Source organism: Porphyrobacter sp. THAI-01a (genome assembly GCF_056868655.1).
The window spans coordinates 1660610-1675589 of the sequence record NZ_CP180579.1 but is presented as its reverse complement, the minus strand read 5'-3'; the positions used below and the strand labels follow the sequence as shown (position 1 = coordinate 1675589).

The following is a 14980-nucleotide window of genomic DNA, read 5'->3' as shown; positions in this document are numbered from 1 at the left end:
CGAGACGGCGCGCGTCAGACGTTGAACTTGAAGAGCAGCACGTCGCCGTCCTGCACCACGTATTCCTTGCCCTCCTGCCGCAGCTTGCCCGCTTCCTTCGCGCCCGCTTCGCCGCCCAGCGCGATGTAGTCCTCGTAGGCGATGGTCTCGGCGCGGATGAAACCGCGTTCGAAATCGGAGTGGATCTCGCCCGCCGCCTGCGGGGCCTTGGCGCCCGCCGGGAAGGTCCAGGCGCGCGCCTCCTTGGGGCCGGCGGTGAAGAAGGTCTTGAGGCCGAGCAGCTTGTATCCGGCGCGGATCACCCGCGCGAGGCCGCTTTCGGTGAGGCCGAGGGCTTCGAGGAACTCGGCGCGGTCCTCCTCGGGCATGGCGACCAGCTCGGCCTCGATGGCGGCGGAGACGACCACTGCCTCGGCGCCTTCGGCGGCGGCCTTGGCGAAGACCTTTTCGGAGAGGGCATTGCCGGTCGCGGCGTCCTCTTCCGCAACGTTGCAGACATAGAGCACGGGCTTGGCGGTGAGCAGCTGGGCCTGCTTGAAGAGGCGCGCTTCCTCGTCGTCATTGGGTACCGTGAGACGCGCGGGTTTGCCCTCGCGGAGCAACTCCAGCGCCTGGCCGAGCACGCTCGCCATGGCCTTGGCTTCCTTGTCGCCGCCCGTCGCGCGCTTCGCCGCGGCGGGGACGCGCTTTTCGAGGCTTTCGAGATCGGCGAGCATCAGTTCGGTCTCGACCACCTCGGCGTCGGCGATGGGATCGACCTTGTTGGCGACGTGCTGGATGTCATCATCCTCGAAGCAGCGCAGCACGTGGACGATCGCGTCGACCTCGCGGATATTGCCGAGGAACTGGTTGCCGAGCCCTTCGCCCTTGCTCGCGCCCTTCACGAGGCCGGCGATGTCGACGAAGCCCAGTTGCGTCTCAATGATCTTCGCGCTCTTGGCGATTGCGGCGATCTTCTGGAGGCGCTCATCCGGCACCGCGACCTGGCCGACATTGGGCTCGATCGTGCAGAAGGGATAATTCGCCGCCTGCGCCGCCTGCGTCTCGGTGAGCGCATTGAACAGAGTGGACTTGCCGACATTCGGCAGGCCGACGATCCCGCAACGGAAACCCATGATGTGACTTTCTCTAAACCGTTCGCCCTGAGCTTGTCGAAGGGCTGCACTACTGGATGACGCGCTGCGCCTATAGAGAAATGCAATCCTTCGACAAGCTCAGGATGAACGGGGAAAAGACTGTCACCGCTGGTGGACAGCCCTCACCAACGGCCCGACCACCGGAGAGCCGCCGAGCCAGTCGGTCTGCACCCGGGCGGTGACCTCGTTGATCGGCACCTGCGGCTTGTTGCCGGGAGAGACCGGCAGGCGCAGCGGGCGGGTGCCGGGGGGCTGGGCGATCAGCCCCGCGATCGCTTTGGCGACATCCGCCGGATCGTTGCTGCGCCCCGATCCGTCCTCCGTCCCCATCCGCGCGACCTGCTGCGGGTAGCCCTCGGTATGCACCGCCTCGGCCCGCTCTTTCAGTGCCGAGGAATAGGTGTTGCGGTTGACCCAGACCTTGGTCGGATAGCCGCCGGGCTCGATGATCGAGACGTCGATATTGTGCGGCACCAGCTCGTAGGCAAGCTGCTCGCTCATCGCCTCGAGCGCGAATTTGGTGGCCGAATAGTGGCCCGACCACGGCGAGATGACGCGACCGAGCTGGCTCGAGATCTGGATGATCTGGCCGGCGTCCTTCTTGCGCATTCCCGGCAGCACCGCGCGTGCCATTCGGTGCGGGCCGAAGACGTTGGTCTCGAAGATCAGGCGGGTGGCTTCCATGTCCTGCACCTCGACCGGCGAGGTGATGCCGATGCCGGCATTGTTGACGAGGACGTCGATCCCGCCGCCCGCAATCATCTCTGCCTCGGCGACGCCCTCTTTCACCTGCTCGTCGGAGGTGACGTCGATCTCGATCACGTGAAGGTCGAGCCGATCGTTCAGCGCCATGATGCGCAGCTGCTCGGCCTCCGGGCGGGGCAGGCCCCGCATCGTGGCGAAGACCTTCGCACCCTGCCGCGCCAGCAGCTCTGCCGCGAGCCTGCCGAACCCGGACGAACAGCCGGTGATCAGCACGCTCTTGCCCTTGAAGTCGAGCTGCGGGGTGTAGACCGGTTCGGCCGCGCCTGCCCGGGCGGTGGCGGCGAGCGAGGCGGTGGCGGCGGCTCCGGCAAGGAGGGTGCGGCGATTGATGTTGCTCATGGCTGCAAGACTAGCACGTGCCCCCGCGCGATCAATGCCGCCTAGCCCTGCATCCTGAGCGCGACATCGTTCATGAAGCGCACGTCGTCGCCCTTCGCCAGCCACTCCGCCTCCGCCCCGATTGCGCCTAGCATGGCGGCAAGATCGTCTTCCTCGGCCTTGGCGAAGTTGCCGAGCACGTAACCGGTCACGCGGTCCTTGTGGCCGGGGTGGCCGATGCCGAGGCGGATGCGGCGGAAGTCGGGGCCCAGATGCTGGTCGATCGAGCGCAGCCCATTGTGCCCGGCATGGCCGCCGCCCTGCTTGACCTTGACCTTGAAGGGAGCAAGGTCAAGCTCGTCGTGGAACACCGTCAGCGCGTCGGTGCCGAGCTTGTAGAAGCGCAGCGCCTCGCCGACAGAGCGGCCGCTTTCGTTCATGAAGGTCGCGGGCTTCAGCAGCAGGACCTTCTGGCTGCCGATCCGCCCTTCCTGCGCCCACCCGCTGAACTTCTTCTGCACCGGCCCGAAGCTGTGCATGTCGGCGATCACGTCCACGGCCATGAAGCCGACATTGTGCCGGTGGAGCGCATAGCGCGGTCCGGGATTTCCGAGGCCGACCCAGATCTGCATGGCGTGTCCTTAGCGGGGGGCATGGCAAAACGAAACGCCGGACCTCTTGCGAAGCCCGGCGTTCGTATGCCGTCAAAGGCGCAGGGCGGATTACTCCGCGTCGGCCTGCGTCGTGTCGCCTTCGCTGCTCTTGAGCGCCGAGGGGGCGACGAGCGTGGCGATGGTGAAGTCGCGGTCGGTGATCGCGCTGGTGACGCCCTCGGGCAGGGTCACGTCGCTGATGTGGATCGATTCGCCCACGTCACGGCCGGTCACGTCGATCTGGATCTCTTCCGGGATGGAGTCGCTCGAGCAGACCAGTTCGAGCTCGTGGCGAACGATGTTGAGCACGCCGCCCTTCTTGAGGCCCGGCGAGGCTTCCTCGTTGATGAACACCACCGGCACGGCGACTTCGACCTTGCTGTCGGCGGACAGGCGCAGGAAGTCGACATGGGTCGGACGGTCGGTCACCGGGTGGAACGCGACATCCTTGGGGAGCGTGCGGACGGTCTTGCCACCGATCTCGATGTTGACGATCGAGTTCATGAAGTGACCGGTCATCAGCTGACGGACCAGTTCCTTCTGCTCGACGTGGATCAGGGTGGGTTCTTCCTTGCCGCCATAAATGACAGCAGGGGTCCGACCTTCGCGGCGAAGTGCTCGGGAGGCTCCCTTGCCAGCCCGTTCGCGCGCTTCGGCCGGCAGGGTAAGAGTCTCGCTCATACGGATGCCTTTCGAATGCGTGTTGTTAAAAGTAGTCAGCGATGCAACCGCCTCCAGGGATGACCGGAAGCATCGAAGCGCGGGCCCATAGAGAGACGGGGCCGGTTTGGCAACCCGTCTAGGGGATGCGGCGGATGCGGTAGCCTTGCGCCTCCAGCAGGGCGGCCAGCCCTTCGGGTCCCACCAGATGAGCCGCGCCGACCGCGATCAGCGGGCGCGGAGCCTCGGCAAGCAGCGGCACGAGCGCCGCCGTCCAGCGCCGGTTACGGCCCGTGAGCAGCGCCTCGCGCACGGTCGGATCGGCAAGAAAGCCCTCGCGGGTCGATTGTTCGATGGTTGCCGCATCGCCCGCCAACCAGGCGCGCACCAGGCGTTCGGGATCCCTTCCGGCGCTTGTGCTCTCGCGCACCACGGCTGCGAGCATCTCGCGCTGTGCGGTTTCGGGGAGACGGTCGAAGATCGAAAGCTGGCCGCGCAGCCCTTCGAGTTGGCGCACCGGGCGGCCGGAAAACTCGGCGATCAGCGCGCGGTCGACCCCGTTGGCGGGATCGCCGGCGGCTTCGATCCGCGCAAGACCGATGGCTGCCGCCCAGCTTTCCTCGGTGGCGAAGGCGCTCTCGGCCAGCTCGCCGCGGTCGAGCAGGGCGGTCAGCTGCGGGCGCAGGTCCGCGGGCAGGCGCTCGGCAAGCGGGGGCAGGCCGGGGCTCTGCGCGAGGCTTCTGTAGATCGAGGGCCCCTCGTCACGCCCCTTCGTTTCTCCGACCTCCACCACGAGCAAATCGGCCGTGTCGATGACACGGCCGATTGCAGGAGTGCGCCAGTCGGTGCCGTCGGGCAGGGCGTGTATGGTGCCGATCATCCATCCCTCCACCGCGCCATCGGCCGAGGCGATCTCGTAGAGCAGCGGGTTGGGCGGAGGGCCGTCCGCGGGGCGATTGCCGCAGGCGGCAAGGCCGAGAAGGAGGAGGGAGGCGATGACGCCCGCGGCAAGCCGCCGTGCCATCGCCCCGAAAGCTGCGCGCATCACTTGACCCGCGTCACCGCGATGCCCTTCTGCGCGAGGTAATCCTGCACGCTCCTGGCACCGGCAAGGTGGCCCGCGCCGACCGCGATGAACACCGTGCCCGGCGTATCGAGGCGGGCGTCGATCCACTCGGCCCAGTTGGCGTTGCGATTGTAGAGTAGCGCCTCGGCGACGGCAGGATCGCTCATGCCCTCGTTCATCACCTCGGCCAGCTGGTCGGCATCGCCCTCGGCCCATTCGGCGACCATGCGGTCGAGTGTCGGCTTGACCTCGTCGATGCCGGTGGCGGCCTCCATCATGAAGGCGACCTGCGCCTGCTGGGTCATGCCGTCGAAGATGCCGAGCTGGAACTCGGCGGTCTCGAGCGCGCCCTTTTCCTTGCCCTCGGCCTTGGCGAGCAGGACCTTCTCGACGCCGCTGTTCGGGTCATAGCCCTGCTGCATCAGCGGCAGGATCGAGAGCGTGAGGCCCGCGAGCCACGGCTTGACCGGATCGAAGGCCTCGACCGGAATGCCGATCTTGCCCATCGCCGCGGTATAGGCGGCGGTCTGTTCGGCATTGAGCAGCGAACGCAGGGTGGTGCCGGGGGGCAGCATGCCCTTGGCCTGGGTGAGCTGGGCCATCTGCGCCTCGCTCGCGGCATCCATCGGGATTTCGGTCACGATGGTGCCGGAGCTGTCGAAGGCCTCGGCGATCGTCGCGTCGTACCATTCGAGATCCTTGGGCAGCACGTGAACCGTGCCGAACAGGTAGATGGTGGTGTCCTCGTCGGCGACCTTCCACAGGGCGGGGCCCTTGCCGGCAGGGGCCGCGGCGGTGTGGCCGGCCTGGTCCTGCGCGAGCGCCGGGTTGGAGGCTAGTAGCGCAAGGGGAGCGACCGCGAGGCTGAACAGGGTGGCAAGCTTCATGGGCATTTCCTTTCGGGGGTGGTGTTCGACAGGGGTTGGGGGTGGAACGGTCGGGGCCGGCGAAACGATCCGCGGATCATAGCCGCCAGCGGGCGTAGAGAAAGGACAGGAGCATCGCGGCATAGGCGAGGGCGAAGATCCCGAAGGCGTGAGGCGGCGGCGTCCAACCGCCCGCATGGAGCACGGCCCAGACGGGATAGCCTGCCAGCACCGCGACGCAGCCGCCGGTGAAGGCGACGTAGTTCTGCTCGCGCTTGTAATCGTCGATCATCCGGAACCCCGAGAGGGGCAGCACCACGAAGCCGGCGAGCAGCAGAACGGCGATCCCAATGGCAAGGGCGGGTGGCAGTCTGAGGCTCTCCCAGTTGCCGGTGAAAAGGTTGCCATCGCCCTGGTCGAAGAAGCCGGTCGCCAATCCGATCAGCCCGCCGATCACGGCGGCAAAGCCGATATAGAGCCATTGGCGGATGTTGCGCTCGCGGGTTCGCGCCTCGCCGGGACCGAGGCTGGTCTTGGGCTTCCAGATCATGCAAGGTCTCCATCGTCGAAGATGTCCTCGATCCGCATGTCGAACAGACGCGCGATGCGGAAGGCGAGGGGGAGAGAAGGATCGTGCTTGCCGGTCTCGATCGCGTTGACCGCCTGGCGCGAGACATCGAGCCGCCCGGCAAGCTCGGCCTGGCTCCAGTCGCGTTCGGCGCGCAGCACCTTGAGGCGGTTCTTCACGGAGACCTCAGAACCCGAGTGCCGTGGTGATCTTGGCGAGCACGTTGCCGATCGCGAAGCCGCTCAGGCCGAGCATCAGGAACACCTGCCACTGCTTCACGCAGACCGCCTGATTGAGCTTGTACATACTGGCACCTCCTTGTGCGCTTCTGATCGGAACGACCTTTTGTCAGGTTTCCCTGACTATATGTCGCGATTCGCTGACTATGTCAAGACAACCTGACTTTGTGTCGCGCAAGCCTGACCTCAGTAACGCGCCTCCCCCGATTGCTGCGCTGCGGCATTGACGCTTGCAGGGCCTTCCGCCATGGCGAGCCGCCATGAGCGCCGTCCCTGCCTTCACCCCCGCAGCCCGCGATCCCGCGCGCTCGTTCCAGGACATGATCCTGACGCTTCATGACTTCTGGAGCGCGGAAGGCTCCTGCGTGATCCTCCAGCCCTACGACATGCGCATGGGGGCGGGCACCTTCCACACCGCGACCACCCTGCGCGCGCTCGGGCCCGAGCCGTGGAACGCGGCTTTCGTCCAGCCCTGCCGCCGTCCGACCGACGGGCGCTATGGCGAGAACCCGAACCGGCTCCAGCACTACTACCAGTACCAGGTGATCCTGAAGCCCTCGCCGCCGAACATCCAGGAGCTCTACCTCAAGAGCCTCGCCGCGATCGGCATCGATCCGCTGGCGCACGACATCCGCTTCGTCGAGGACGACTGGGAATCGCCTACCCTCGGCGCCTGGGGCCTCGGTTGGGAAGTGTGGTGCGACGGGATGGAGGTCACCCAGTTCACCTATTTCCAGCAGATGGGCGGCTTCGACTGCAAGCCCGTGGCGGGCGAACTGACCTACGGGCTGGAACGCCTAGCGATGTACATCCAGGGCGTCGACAACGTCTATGACCTCGCGTTCAACGCCGCCGGCGTGACCTATGGCGAGGTGTTCCTCGAGAACGAGCGCCAGATGTCGAAGTGGAACTTCGAGGTCGCCGATACCGACGCGCTGTTCGACCTCTTCGCCAAGGCCGAGGCCGAGTGCCGCAACGCCCTGTCGGCCGGCGTCCCCATCGCGGCCTACGAACAGGCGGTCGAGGCGAGCCATGTCTTCAACCTCCTCCAGGCGCGCGGCGTGATCTCTGTGCAGGAACGCGCCAGCTACATGGGCCGCGTGCGCGACCTCGCGCGCTCGTCCTGCGAGGCCTATGCGGAGAAGATGACGCCCGAATGGCAGGCCAAGTATCCCGGGTGGAGCCTCGTCTGATGGACCATATCTCCAACCCGTTCGTGTCGAGCGTAGTCGAGACACCGTCCTTCACCAGGCTCTCGCGTTCTGCCTTCGGCAGTGCTTCGCAACCGCTCGAGGCGAACGGAGGGTGGGCGTAATGGCCGACTTCCTGCTCGAACTGCGCTGCGAGGAAATCCCCGCACGGATGCAGCCCAAGGCCAAGGAGGACCTGGCGCGCCTCTTTGCCGACGCGCTGGCCAAGGCCGGGTTGACGGCGGGGCAGGTCGAAACATTCGCTACCCCGCGCCGCCTGTCCCTGATCGCCACGGGCCTGCCGCTCGCGACGTCTGCCGTGAGCGAGGAAACCAAGGGCCCGAAGGTCGGCGCGCCGCCTCAGGCACTCGAGGGATTCCTGCGCAAGGTCGGCCTGGCCGAGGAGCAGCTGGTCGTGCGCGACGGCGTCTATTTCGCCGTCATCGAAAAGCCGGGGCGTGACACCGCCGAGGTGCTTGCCGAGGCCGTCCCGGCGATCATCCGTGCCTTCCCCTGGCCCAAGTCGATGCGCTGGGGCGCCGGGTCACTCTCGACAGAAAGCCTGCGCTGGGTCCGTCCGCTCTCCGGCATTGTCGCGCTGCTTGATGGCGCCGTCGTGCCTTTCGAGGTTGACGGGATTGCGAGCGGACGCACCACGATGGGGCACCGCTTCCACCATTCGGGCCCGGTCGAGATCGCCGACGCCGGGTCCTACATCGAGACGCTGCGCGCGGCCCATGTGATCGTCCATTTCTCCGAACGCTGCCGGATGATCCGCGAAGGCGCCGCCCGCGTCGCCGCCGAGGCGGGCCTGACGCTGGTCGAGGACGAGGGGCTGGTGATCGAGAACGCCGGCCTCACCGAATGGCCCGTTCCGCTGCTGGGGCGCTTCGACGAGGCGTTTCTCGACGTGCCGCCCGAGGTGATCCAGCTCACCGCGCGCGTGAACCAGAAATATTTCGTATGCGAGGGCGCGGACGGCAAGCTCGCCAATGCCTTCGTCTGCACCGCCAATATCGAGCCGCGCGATCCGGCGGTGGTGGTCGACGGCAACCGCAAGGTCCTCGCCGCGCGGCTCTCCGACGCGCGCTTCTTCTGGGAGCAGGACCAGAAGACGCGGCTTGCGGTCCATGCCGAAAAGCTTGCGCGCATCACCTTCCACGAGAAGCTCGGGACGGTCGCCGACAAGGTCGAGCGCGTGGCGAAGCTGGCGCGGTGGTTGGTGGAGGAGGGGATTGTGAAACCCACCTCCGTTCGCCCTGAGCCTGTCGAAGGGCCGTCCCTGACTTCAGAAGGAAAGAACGGGGCTTCGACAAGCTCAGCCCGAACGGTTGAGGAATTGGCCGACCTCGCCGAACAGGCCGCGCGGCTCTGCAAGGCCGATCTCGTCACCGAGATGGTCGGCGAATTCCCCGAATTGCAGGGCCTGATGGGCGGCTACTACGCCGCCAAGGAAGGCCTGCCGCAGGAGGTCGCCGAGGCGATCCGCGATCACTACAAGCCGGTCGGGCAGGGCGATGATGTGCCGACCGCGCCGGTGACGGTGGCGGTGTCTCTGGCGGACAAGCTGGATACGCTGCGCAGCTTTTTCGCGATCGACGAGAAGCCGACCGGCTCCAAGGATCCCTTTGCACTGCGCCGCGCGGCGCTCGGCGTCATCCGGCTCATCCAGCGCAACGCACTGCGCCTGAACCTCTCCTCCGTTCGCCCTGAGCTTGTCGAAGGGCCGTCCTCGACTTCGGAGAAGAAAGGCAGTGCTTCGACAGGCTCAGCACGAACGGAGTTGGGAAATGACCTCCTCGACTTCTTCGCCGACCGCCTCAAGGTCCAGCAGCGCGAGGCCGGCGTCCGGCACGACCTGATCGACGCGGTCTTCGCGCTCGGCGGGGAGGACGATCTCGTCCGCCTGCTCGCGCGCGTCCATGCGCTCCAGGCCTTCGTCACCACCGAGGACGGCACCAACCTCCTCGCGGGCTACAAGCGCGCGGCGAACATCCTCAAGAAGGAGGGCTACGAAGGCCCGACGGGCACGCCCGATCCGCAGGTGCTCGCCAGCCTCAAGGAAGGCAACGAGGGCATCCCCGACACCGGGGAAGAAGACCCGCTGGCGCTCATCGACGATCCCGACGTGGGTGACATCCTCGCTGCCGAGGCGCGGGACAATGCGGCGCTTTCCTACACGCCCGAACCGGCGGAAAAGGCGCTGATCGACGCGCTCGACGCTGCTGCACCGCGGGCTGCCGCCGCGGTGGAGGCCGAGAAGTTCGCCGATGCGATGGCGGCGCTCGCCACCTTGCGCGCCCCCATCGACCGGTTCTTTGAAGAGGTGACCGTCAACGCCGAGGAGGCGAACAAGCGTGCCGCACGGCTTGCGCTGCTCGCGCGGTTCCGCGATGCGGTCCACCGCGTCGCCGATTTCAGCCGGATCGAGGGGTGATGCAGGACGTTGCATACGTCATCCAACAGCGAACTTTCTATCTGTTTAATTTCAATGTTTTAACTCCTCCCCAGCCTCCGCACCGCATGAACTAAGCCAACTAACGAGGAACCGGCATGACGATCCAGACGGTCTATGTTTTCGGAGGCAATGCCGACCACTCCGATCCGCGCCAGAAGGACAAGACCGTCACCGGAGGCAAGGGCGCGAACCTCGCCGAGATGGCGTCGATCGGCCTGCCGGTTCCCCCGGGCTTCACGATCACGACCGAGGAATGCGTTGCCTATCTGAGGGATGGTGCGGACTTCTCCGAGGGGCTGAAGGTCGCAGTTTCCGACGCGCTCGCGCATGTCGAAGCGACGGCAGGCAAGAAATTCGGCGACGCCGCCGATCCGCTGCTTGTCTCGGTCCGCTCGGGCGCGCGGGTTTCGATGCCGGGCATGATGGACACGGTGCTCAACCTGGGTCTGAACGACAGCACGGTGGATGGGCTGGCGGCGTCCAGCGGGGATGCGCGTTTCGCCTGGGACTCCTACCGCCGCTTCATCCAGATGTATTCCGACGTGGTGCTCGGGATCGATCACGGACTGTTCGAGGAGGCGCTCGAGATCGCCAAGGAAGACAAGGGCTTCTACAACGACACCGAGATGGCGGCTGAAGACTGGCAGGCGCTGGTCGGCGAATACAAGGGCATCGTCGCAGAGGAACTCGGCCGGCCTTTCCCCCAGGACGTGAACGAGCAGCTCTGGGGCGCGATCCGTGCCGTGTTCGACAGCTGGGACTCCGACCGCGCCAAGGTCTACCGCCGCCTCAACGACATTCCGGGCGACTGGGGCACCGCGGTCAACGTGCAGGCGATGGTGTTCGGCAACATGGGCGAGACGAGCGCCACCGGCGTCGCCTTCACCCGCGATCCCGCGACCGGCGAGCGGGCCTATTACGGCGAATACCTGATCAACGCGCAGGGCGAGGACGTGGTCGCGGGCATCCGCACGCCGCAATACCTGACCCGCGCGGCGCGCGAGGCGGCGGGGGCCAAGCCGCTCTCGATGGAGGAGGCGCTGCCGGAGGCCTATGCCGAACTCGCCCGCGTGTTCGACCTGCTGGAGCGGCACTACCGCGACATGCAGGACATCGAGTTCACCGTCGAGCGCGGCAAGCTGTGGATGCTCCAGACCCGCTCGGGCAAGCGCACCGCCAAGGCGGCGCTCAAGATGGCGGTCGACATGGTGGCCGAGGGCCTGATCGACGAGCGCGAGGCGGTGCGGCGGGTCGACCCGATGGCGCTCGACCAGCTGCTCCACCCGACGCTCGATCCCGACGCCGAGCGGCATGTGCTGACCACCGGCCTCCCGGCCTCGCCGGGCGCGGCGGCGGGCCGGATCGTGCTCGATGCCGACACCGCCGAGCAATGGGCCGGGCGGGGCGAGAAGGTGATCCTGGTGCGGGTCGAGACCAGCCCGGAGGACATTCACGGCATGCACGCCGCGCAGGGCATTCTCACCGCGCGCGGCGGGATGACCAGCCATGCCGCGGTGGTGGCGCGCGGAATGGGCCGTCCCTGCGTCTCGGGCGCGGGCGCCGTCTCGATCGACCGCGCCTCGCGCTCGCTGCGGATCGGCACCACGGAGCTCATGGAGGGCGATGCGATCACCCTGGACGGGGCGACCGGGCAGGTGATGCTCGGCATCGTGCCGACGGTCGAGCCGGAACTGGCGGGCGACTTCGGGACGCTGATGGTCTGGGCCGACAAGCTGCGCCGCATGAACGTGCGCACCAATGCCGAAACGCCCGACGATTGCCGCATGGCACGCCAGTTCGGGGCGGAGGGCATCGGCCTGTGCCGCACCGAGCACATGTTCTTCGAGGCAAGCCGCATCAGCGCGGTGCGCCAGATGATCCTTGCCGACGACGAAGCGGGCCGCCGCCGCGCGCTCGACAAGCTGCTCCCCGAGCAGCGCGCCGACTTCCAGTCGATCTTCGAGGTGATGGCGGGCCTGCCCTGCACGATCCGCCTGCTCGATCCGCCGCTGCACGAATTCCTGCCCCACGGCGACGAGGAATTCGCCGAGCTGGCCGATGCGACCGGCCTCGGGGTCGATCACCTCAAGCGGCGTGCGGGTGAATTGCACGAATTCAACCCGATGCTCGGCCACCGCGGCTGCCGTCTGGGGATCACCTTCCCCGAGATCTACGCCATGCAGGCGCGGGCGATCTTCGAGGCGGCCTGCGCGGTGAAGCAGGCGTCGGGGGAGGCGCCCCTGCCGGAAATCATGATTCCGCTGGTGGCGACGAAGCGCGAACTCGCGATCCTCAAGGCCTTGGTCGACAAGGAAGCCGAGGCGGTCTTCACCGAGATCGGCACGCGGGTCGATTACCTCGTCGGCACGATGATCGAACTCCCGCGCGCGGCGCTGATGGCGGGCGAGATTGCCGAGGAGGGCGCGTTCTTCTCCTTCGGTACCAACGACCTGACCCAGACGACGCTGGGCGTCAGCCGCGACGATGCGGCGCGGTTCCTCTCGGTCTATGTCGACAAGGGCATCTTCCCGCGCGACCCCTTCGTCAGCCTTGATATCGAGGGCGTCGGCCAGCTCGTCGAACTCGCGGCGGAACGGGGCAGGGCGACTCGTCCCGATATCAAGCTCGGCATCTGCGGCGAGCACGGCGGCGATCCGGCGAGCATCGCCTTCTGCGAGAGCGTCGGCCTCGATTACGTCAGCGCCTCGCCCTATCGCGTTCCGATCGCGCGGCTCGCCGCAGCGCAGGCGGCGCTGAAGAAGGGCTAGGTTCCCGCGAGGGATCGCCGCCCGGTCAGGGTGATGATCTCGAAGCTCTCGGTTGTCTTGCCGTCGGCATCGGCCCGCGCGGCGAAGGCGGCGCGGGCGCGGGCGAGGGCAGCCTTGCCGAGCGGCGCGGCGGGCCTGGCGAGCGCATTCCCGAGCCCTTGGTCGCGCAGGTCGGCCACGAGGCGGCCCAGCGAGGAATAGCGCACCGCCAGCGTGTGGGTATCGACCACCGGGTCCTTCCACCCGGCGCGTTGGAGCAGGGCCGGGGCGGCGCGGGCGTCGACCAGCGGATGCAGCCGCGCCGCCGGTCGGTCCGGCTCGGCGGCAAGCATCGCGGCGCGCAGGGCAGGGAGGCTCTGTCCGCCGATGAAGCTCGCGATTACCAGCCCGCCCGGAGTGAGTGCGCCGCGCAGGTGGATCAGTGAGCCGGGCAGGTCGTTGACGGCATCGAGCTGGCCGATCACCCCGATGAAGTCGTAGGGGCCGCCCGCAATCGGCTCCGCAGGGTTGGCTGCCACATCGACCACCACTTCGCTGCTGCCTTGCTTGAGGTGCGCCTCCAACTGGGCTGTACAGCCGCCGACGAGCAGCGCGCGCGCCGGGGTGTGGCGCACGAAGGTCAGCCTCTCGATCATGTCCTCTGCCATGTCGTCGAGGAGGAAGGTAGCTGGGTCCGCCGCGCTGCGGAGCCGCTGCGCCGAGCGCAGCGCGCGGGCCACACGGCGGCTCTCGGCGAAGATCGTGGGGACGGCGGCAGTGTTCATGTGACGCGCCCTGCCGCGCTTGCCTCGGGAGCGCAAGCCGTGCGACACCGCGAGGCGATGGCAGTGGTCGCTCAACTTGCCCGGCATCTCGCGCCCGTTGTGGATCTGGTCTATCCGCCGCGCTGCCCGTCCTGCGGCGTGGCGATCGCCAGCCAGGCCGGTCTGTGCAGCGAATGCTGGAGCACGCTCGAGGTGCCCGAAAATGGCGATGCCGCGGGCGATGGCGTGCCGGTCTACGCGGCCACCATCTACAACGACACCTCGCGCAGGCTGGTGCTGGCCTACAAGCACGGCGGGAGGATCGCGCTCTCCCGGCTGCTGGCCCGGCTGATCGCGGCGCGGCTGCCGGAGCCGGGGGAGGGCCGCGCGCCGCCCCTGCTGGTGCCGGTCCCGCTCCATCGCTGGCGGTTGTGGAGCCGCGGCTTCAACCAGGCGGCGCTGCTCGCGCGCGAACTGGCGCGGATGGGCAGGGGCGAGGCGGCGGTGACGGCGCTGGTCCGGCATCGGCGCACACCCAATCTCGGCGGCCTCGGGCGCGAGGCGAGGGAGCGGATGCTGAGCGGGGCGATCCGGCTCGATCCGCGTCAGGCGCTCCGGCTCGCCGGGCGCGACGTGGTGCTGATAGACGATGTGCTGACCAGCGGCGCGACCAGCCGGGCCTGCATCGCCGCGATCGCCGCGGCAGGACCGGCCTCGATCACCGTCGCCTGCTTTGCGCGCGTGGAGGAGGGGCACAATGGCACCATGCCCTGAAACACATAACGCCCGAGGCCTTTCGACCCCGGGCGCCACGTGACGAAACGGTGCGGATCCACCCTTGCGGGCCGAGGCAGCGACCCCCTAACTTCGCTGCCGGGATCCAGTCCCTATCGTTCAACCGGTCGCGCTGGCACCCCGCTGCCAGATCTGCGGTCCGGTCACCCCCTGAACCTGACACCGGGCGGTGCCATTGTTCGGTGGAGAACCCCTTGCGAAGGCTCCGGAGGCTTTCTTCCACCGAGTTGCATAAGGCGGAAGACGAATCCTTGGGCGTTGCGCTTTTTTGTCGTCCGCTGTTGTGTGGCTGCAACAATCAGCGCATGGGCGCCGTCCCGGCATTCTTGGAGTTGCGCGTGTGACCGACATTCCCCTCACCACCGACCAGCGCGAGAACGGCACTGTATTCGCGCCGAAATTCGATTCGGCCGGGCTGCTTACCGCAGTGGTGGTTGATCATGCCGACAGCGCGGTGCTGGTCGTGGCGCACATGAACGCTGAGGCACTGAAAGCGACGCTCGCGACCGGCAAGGTGCACTTCTGGTCGCGGTCGCGCGGGACGCTGTGGATGAAGGGCGAGACCTCGGGCCATGTGCTTCAGGTGGAGCAGGTGCTGGTCGATTGCGATCAGGACGCCCTGCTGATCCGCGCCACCCCCGCCGGCCCCACCTGCCACACCGGCGCGCGCGCCTGCTTCTACCGCGAGCTGGTGGTCGGGAGCGGCGGGCCGGTGCTGGCACGGATCGACACTTGACGCTCACGTAAACGTAAGG

Annotated in this window: 14 protein-coding genes; 5 read left to right on the top strand and 9 right to left on the bottom strand. The window is 67.4% G+C overall.

The features are described from left to right. Positions 1-14: 14 nt before the first annotated feature. From ychF to ACMX37_RS08090, 8 genes are all read right to left on the bottom strand, one after another. A complete protein-coding gene (gene ychF, locus ACMX37_RS08125; RefSeq protein ID WP_483148340.1) occupies positions 15-1115 on the bottom strand; it encodes a redox-regulated ATPase YchF in 1101 nt (366 codons plus the stop codon). A 123-nt stretch (positions 1116-1238) separates the two neighbouring features. Continuing rightward, positions 1239-2240 (bottom strand): SDR family oxidoreductase, encoded by a 1002-nt coding sequence (locus tag ACMX37_RS08120; protein WP_483148339.1) that lies wholly within the window; start codon positions 2238-2240, stop codon positions 1239-1241. Between the two features lie 41 nt (positions 2241-2281). Further along, a complete protein-coding gene (pth, locus tag ACMX37_RS08115) occupies positions 2282-2851 on the bottom strand; it encodes an aminoacyl-tRNA hydrolase (protein WP_483148338.1) in 570 nt (189 codons plus the stop codon). A 90-nt stretch (positions 2852-2941) separates the two neighbouring features. Then, the gene (locus ACMX37_RS08110) at positions 2942-3553 is read right to left on the bottom strand and encodes a 50S ribosomal protein L25/general stress protein Ctc (protein ID WP_483148337.1); all 612 of its coding nucleotides are present in this window, start codon (positions 3551-3553) and stop codon (positions 2942-2944) included. 118 nt (positions 3554-3671) lie between these two features. Further along, the gene (locus ACMX37_RS08105) at positions 3672-4577 is read right to left on the bottom strand and encodes a TraB/GumN family protein (protein ID WP_483148336.1); all 906 of its coding nucleotides are present in this window, start codon (positions 4575-4577) and stop codon (positions 3672-3674) included. Continuing rightward, positions 4577-5485, bottom strand: coding sequence for a TraB/GumN family protein (locus ACMX37_RS08100; protein ID WP_483148335.1), 909 nt, complete (start codon positions 5483-5485; stop codon positions 4577-4579). Before ACMX37_RS08100 ends, ACMX37_RS08105 begins: the two co-directional genes overlap by 1 nt. A gap of 76 nt (positions 5486-5561) precedes the next feature. Beyond that, entirely contained in the window at positions 5562-6014 is a 453-nt protein-coding gene (locus ACMX37_RS08095) for a hypothetical protein (protein WP_483148334.1), read from the bottom strand. Next, complete coding sequence (locus ACMX37_RS08090; RefSeq protein ID WP_066532743.1) at positions 6011-6211, bottom strand: helix-turn-helix transcriptional regulator; 201 nt, start codon at positions 6209-6211, stop codon at positions 6011-6013. Before ACMX37_RS08090 ends, ACMX37_RS08095 begins: the two co-directional genes overlap by 4 nt. A gap of 320 nt (positions 6212-6531) precedes the next feature. Here ACMX37_RS08090 and ACMX37_RS08085 point away from each other — a divergent pair, with 320 nt between their 5' ends. From ACMX37_RS08085 to ppdK, 3 genes are all read left to right on the top strand, one after another. Further along, the gene (locus ACMX37_RS08085) at positions 6532-7464 is read left to right on the top strand and encodes a glycine--tRNA ligase subunit alpha (RefSeq protein ID WP_483148333.1); all 933 of its coding nucleotides are present in this window, start codon (positions 6532-6534) and stop codon (positions 7462-7464) included. Positions 7465-7585: 121 nt separating this feature from the next. After that, positions 7586-9898, top strand: a complete 2313-nt coding sequence (gene glyS, locus ACMX37_RS08080) for a glycine--tRNA ligase subunit beta (protein WP_483148332.1) — start codon at positions 7586-7588, stop codon at positions 9896-9898. A gap of 116 nt (positions 9899-10014) precedes the next feature. Then, on the top strand, positions 10015-12687 hold the full coding sequence (gene ppdK, locus ACMX37_RS08075; protein ID WP_483148331.1) for a pyruvate, phosphate dikinase: 2673 nt from the start codon (positions 10015-10017) through the stop codon (positions 12685-12687). On the opposite strand, the gene ACMX37_RS08070 is transcribed toward ppdK, so the two are convergent. Continuing rightward, complete coding sequence (locus ACMX37_RS08070; RefSeq protein WP_483148330.1) at positions 12684-13451, bottom strand: class I SAM-dependent methyltransferase; 768 nt, start codon at positions 13449-13451, stop codon at positions 12684-12686. The genes ppdK and ACMX37_RS08070 overlap by 4 nt on opposite strands. A 57-nt stretch (positions 13452-13508) precedes the next feature. Here ACMX37_RS08070 and ACMX37_RS08065 point away from each other — a divergent pair, with 57 nt between their 5' ends. Both ACMX37_RS08065 and hisI read left to right on the top strand, forming a co-directional pair. Continuing rightward, a complete protein-coding gene (locus tag ACMX37_RS08065) occupies positions 13509-14204 on the top strand; it encodes a ComF family protein (RefSeq protein WP_483148329.1) in 696 nt (231 codons plus the stop codon). Positions 14205-14565: 361 nt separating this feature from the next. Next, positions 14566-14961 (top strand): phosphoribosyl-AMP cyclohydrolase, encoded by a 396-nt coding sequence (gene hisI / locus ACMX37_RS08060; RefSeq protein ID WP_483148328.1) that lies wholly within the window; start codon positions 14566-14568, stop codon positions 14959-14961. Positions 14962-14980: the final 19 nt, after the last annotated feature.

Coding starts and splice junctions, on each gene's coding strand:
- ychF (WP_483148340.1), bottom strand. CDS start 1,115: ATGGGTTTCCGTTGCGGGATCGTCGGCCTGCCGAATGTCGGCAAGTCC.
- ACMX37_RS08120 (WP_483148339.1), bottom strand. CDS start 2,240: ATGAGCAACATCAATCGCCGCACCCTCCTTGCCGGAGCCGCCGCCACC.
- pth (WP_483148338.1), bottom strand. CDS start 2,851: ATGCAGATCTGGGTCGGCCTCGGAAATCCCGGACCGCGCTATGCGCTC.
- ACMX37_RS08110 (WP_483148337.1), bottom strand. CDS start 3,553: ATGAGCGAGACTCTTACCCTGCCGGCCGAAGCGCGCGAACGGGCTGGC.
- ACMX37_RS08105 (WP_483148336.1), bottom strand. CDS start 4,577: ATGCGCGCAGCTTTCGGGGCGATGGCACGGCGGCTTGCCGCGGGCGTC.
- ACMX37_RS08100 (WP_483148335.1), bottom strand. CDS start 5,485: ATGAAGCTTGCCACCCTGTTCAGCCTCGCGGTCGCTCCCCTTGCGCTA.
- ACMX37_RS08095 (WP_483148334.1), bottom strand. CDS start 6,014: ATGATCTGGAAGCCCAAGACCAGCCTCGGTCCCGGCGAGGCGCGAACC.
- ACMX37_RS08085 (WP_483148333.1), top strand. CDS start 6,532: ATGAGCGCCGTCCCTGCCTTCACCCCCGCAGCCCGCGATCCCGCGCGC.
- glyS (WP_483148332.1), top strand. CDS start 7,586: ATGGCCGACTTCCTGCTCGAACTGCGCTGCGAGGAAATCCCCGCACGG.
- ppdK (WP_483148331.1), top strand. CDS start 10,015: ATGACGATCCAGACGGTCTATGTTTTCGGAGGCAATGCCGACCACTCC.
- ACMX37_RS08070 (WP_483148330.1), bottom strand. CDS start 13,451: ATGAACACTGCCGCCGTCCCCACGATCTTCGCCGAGAGCCGCCGTGTG.
- ACMX37_RS08065 (WP_483148329.1), top strand. CDS start 13,509: ATGGCAGTGGTCGCTCAACTTGCCCGGCATCTCGCGCCCGTTGTGGAT.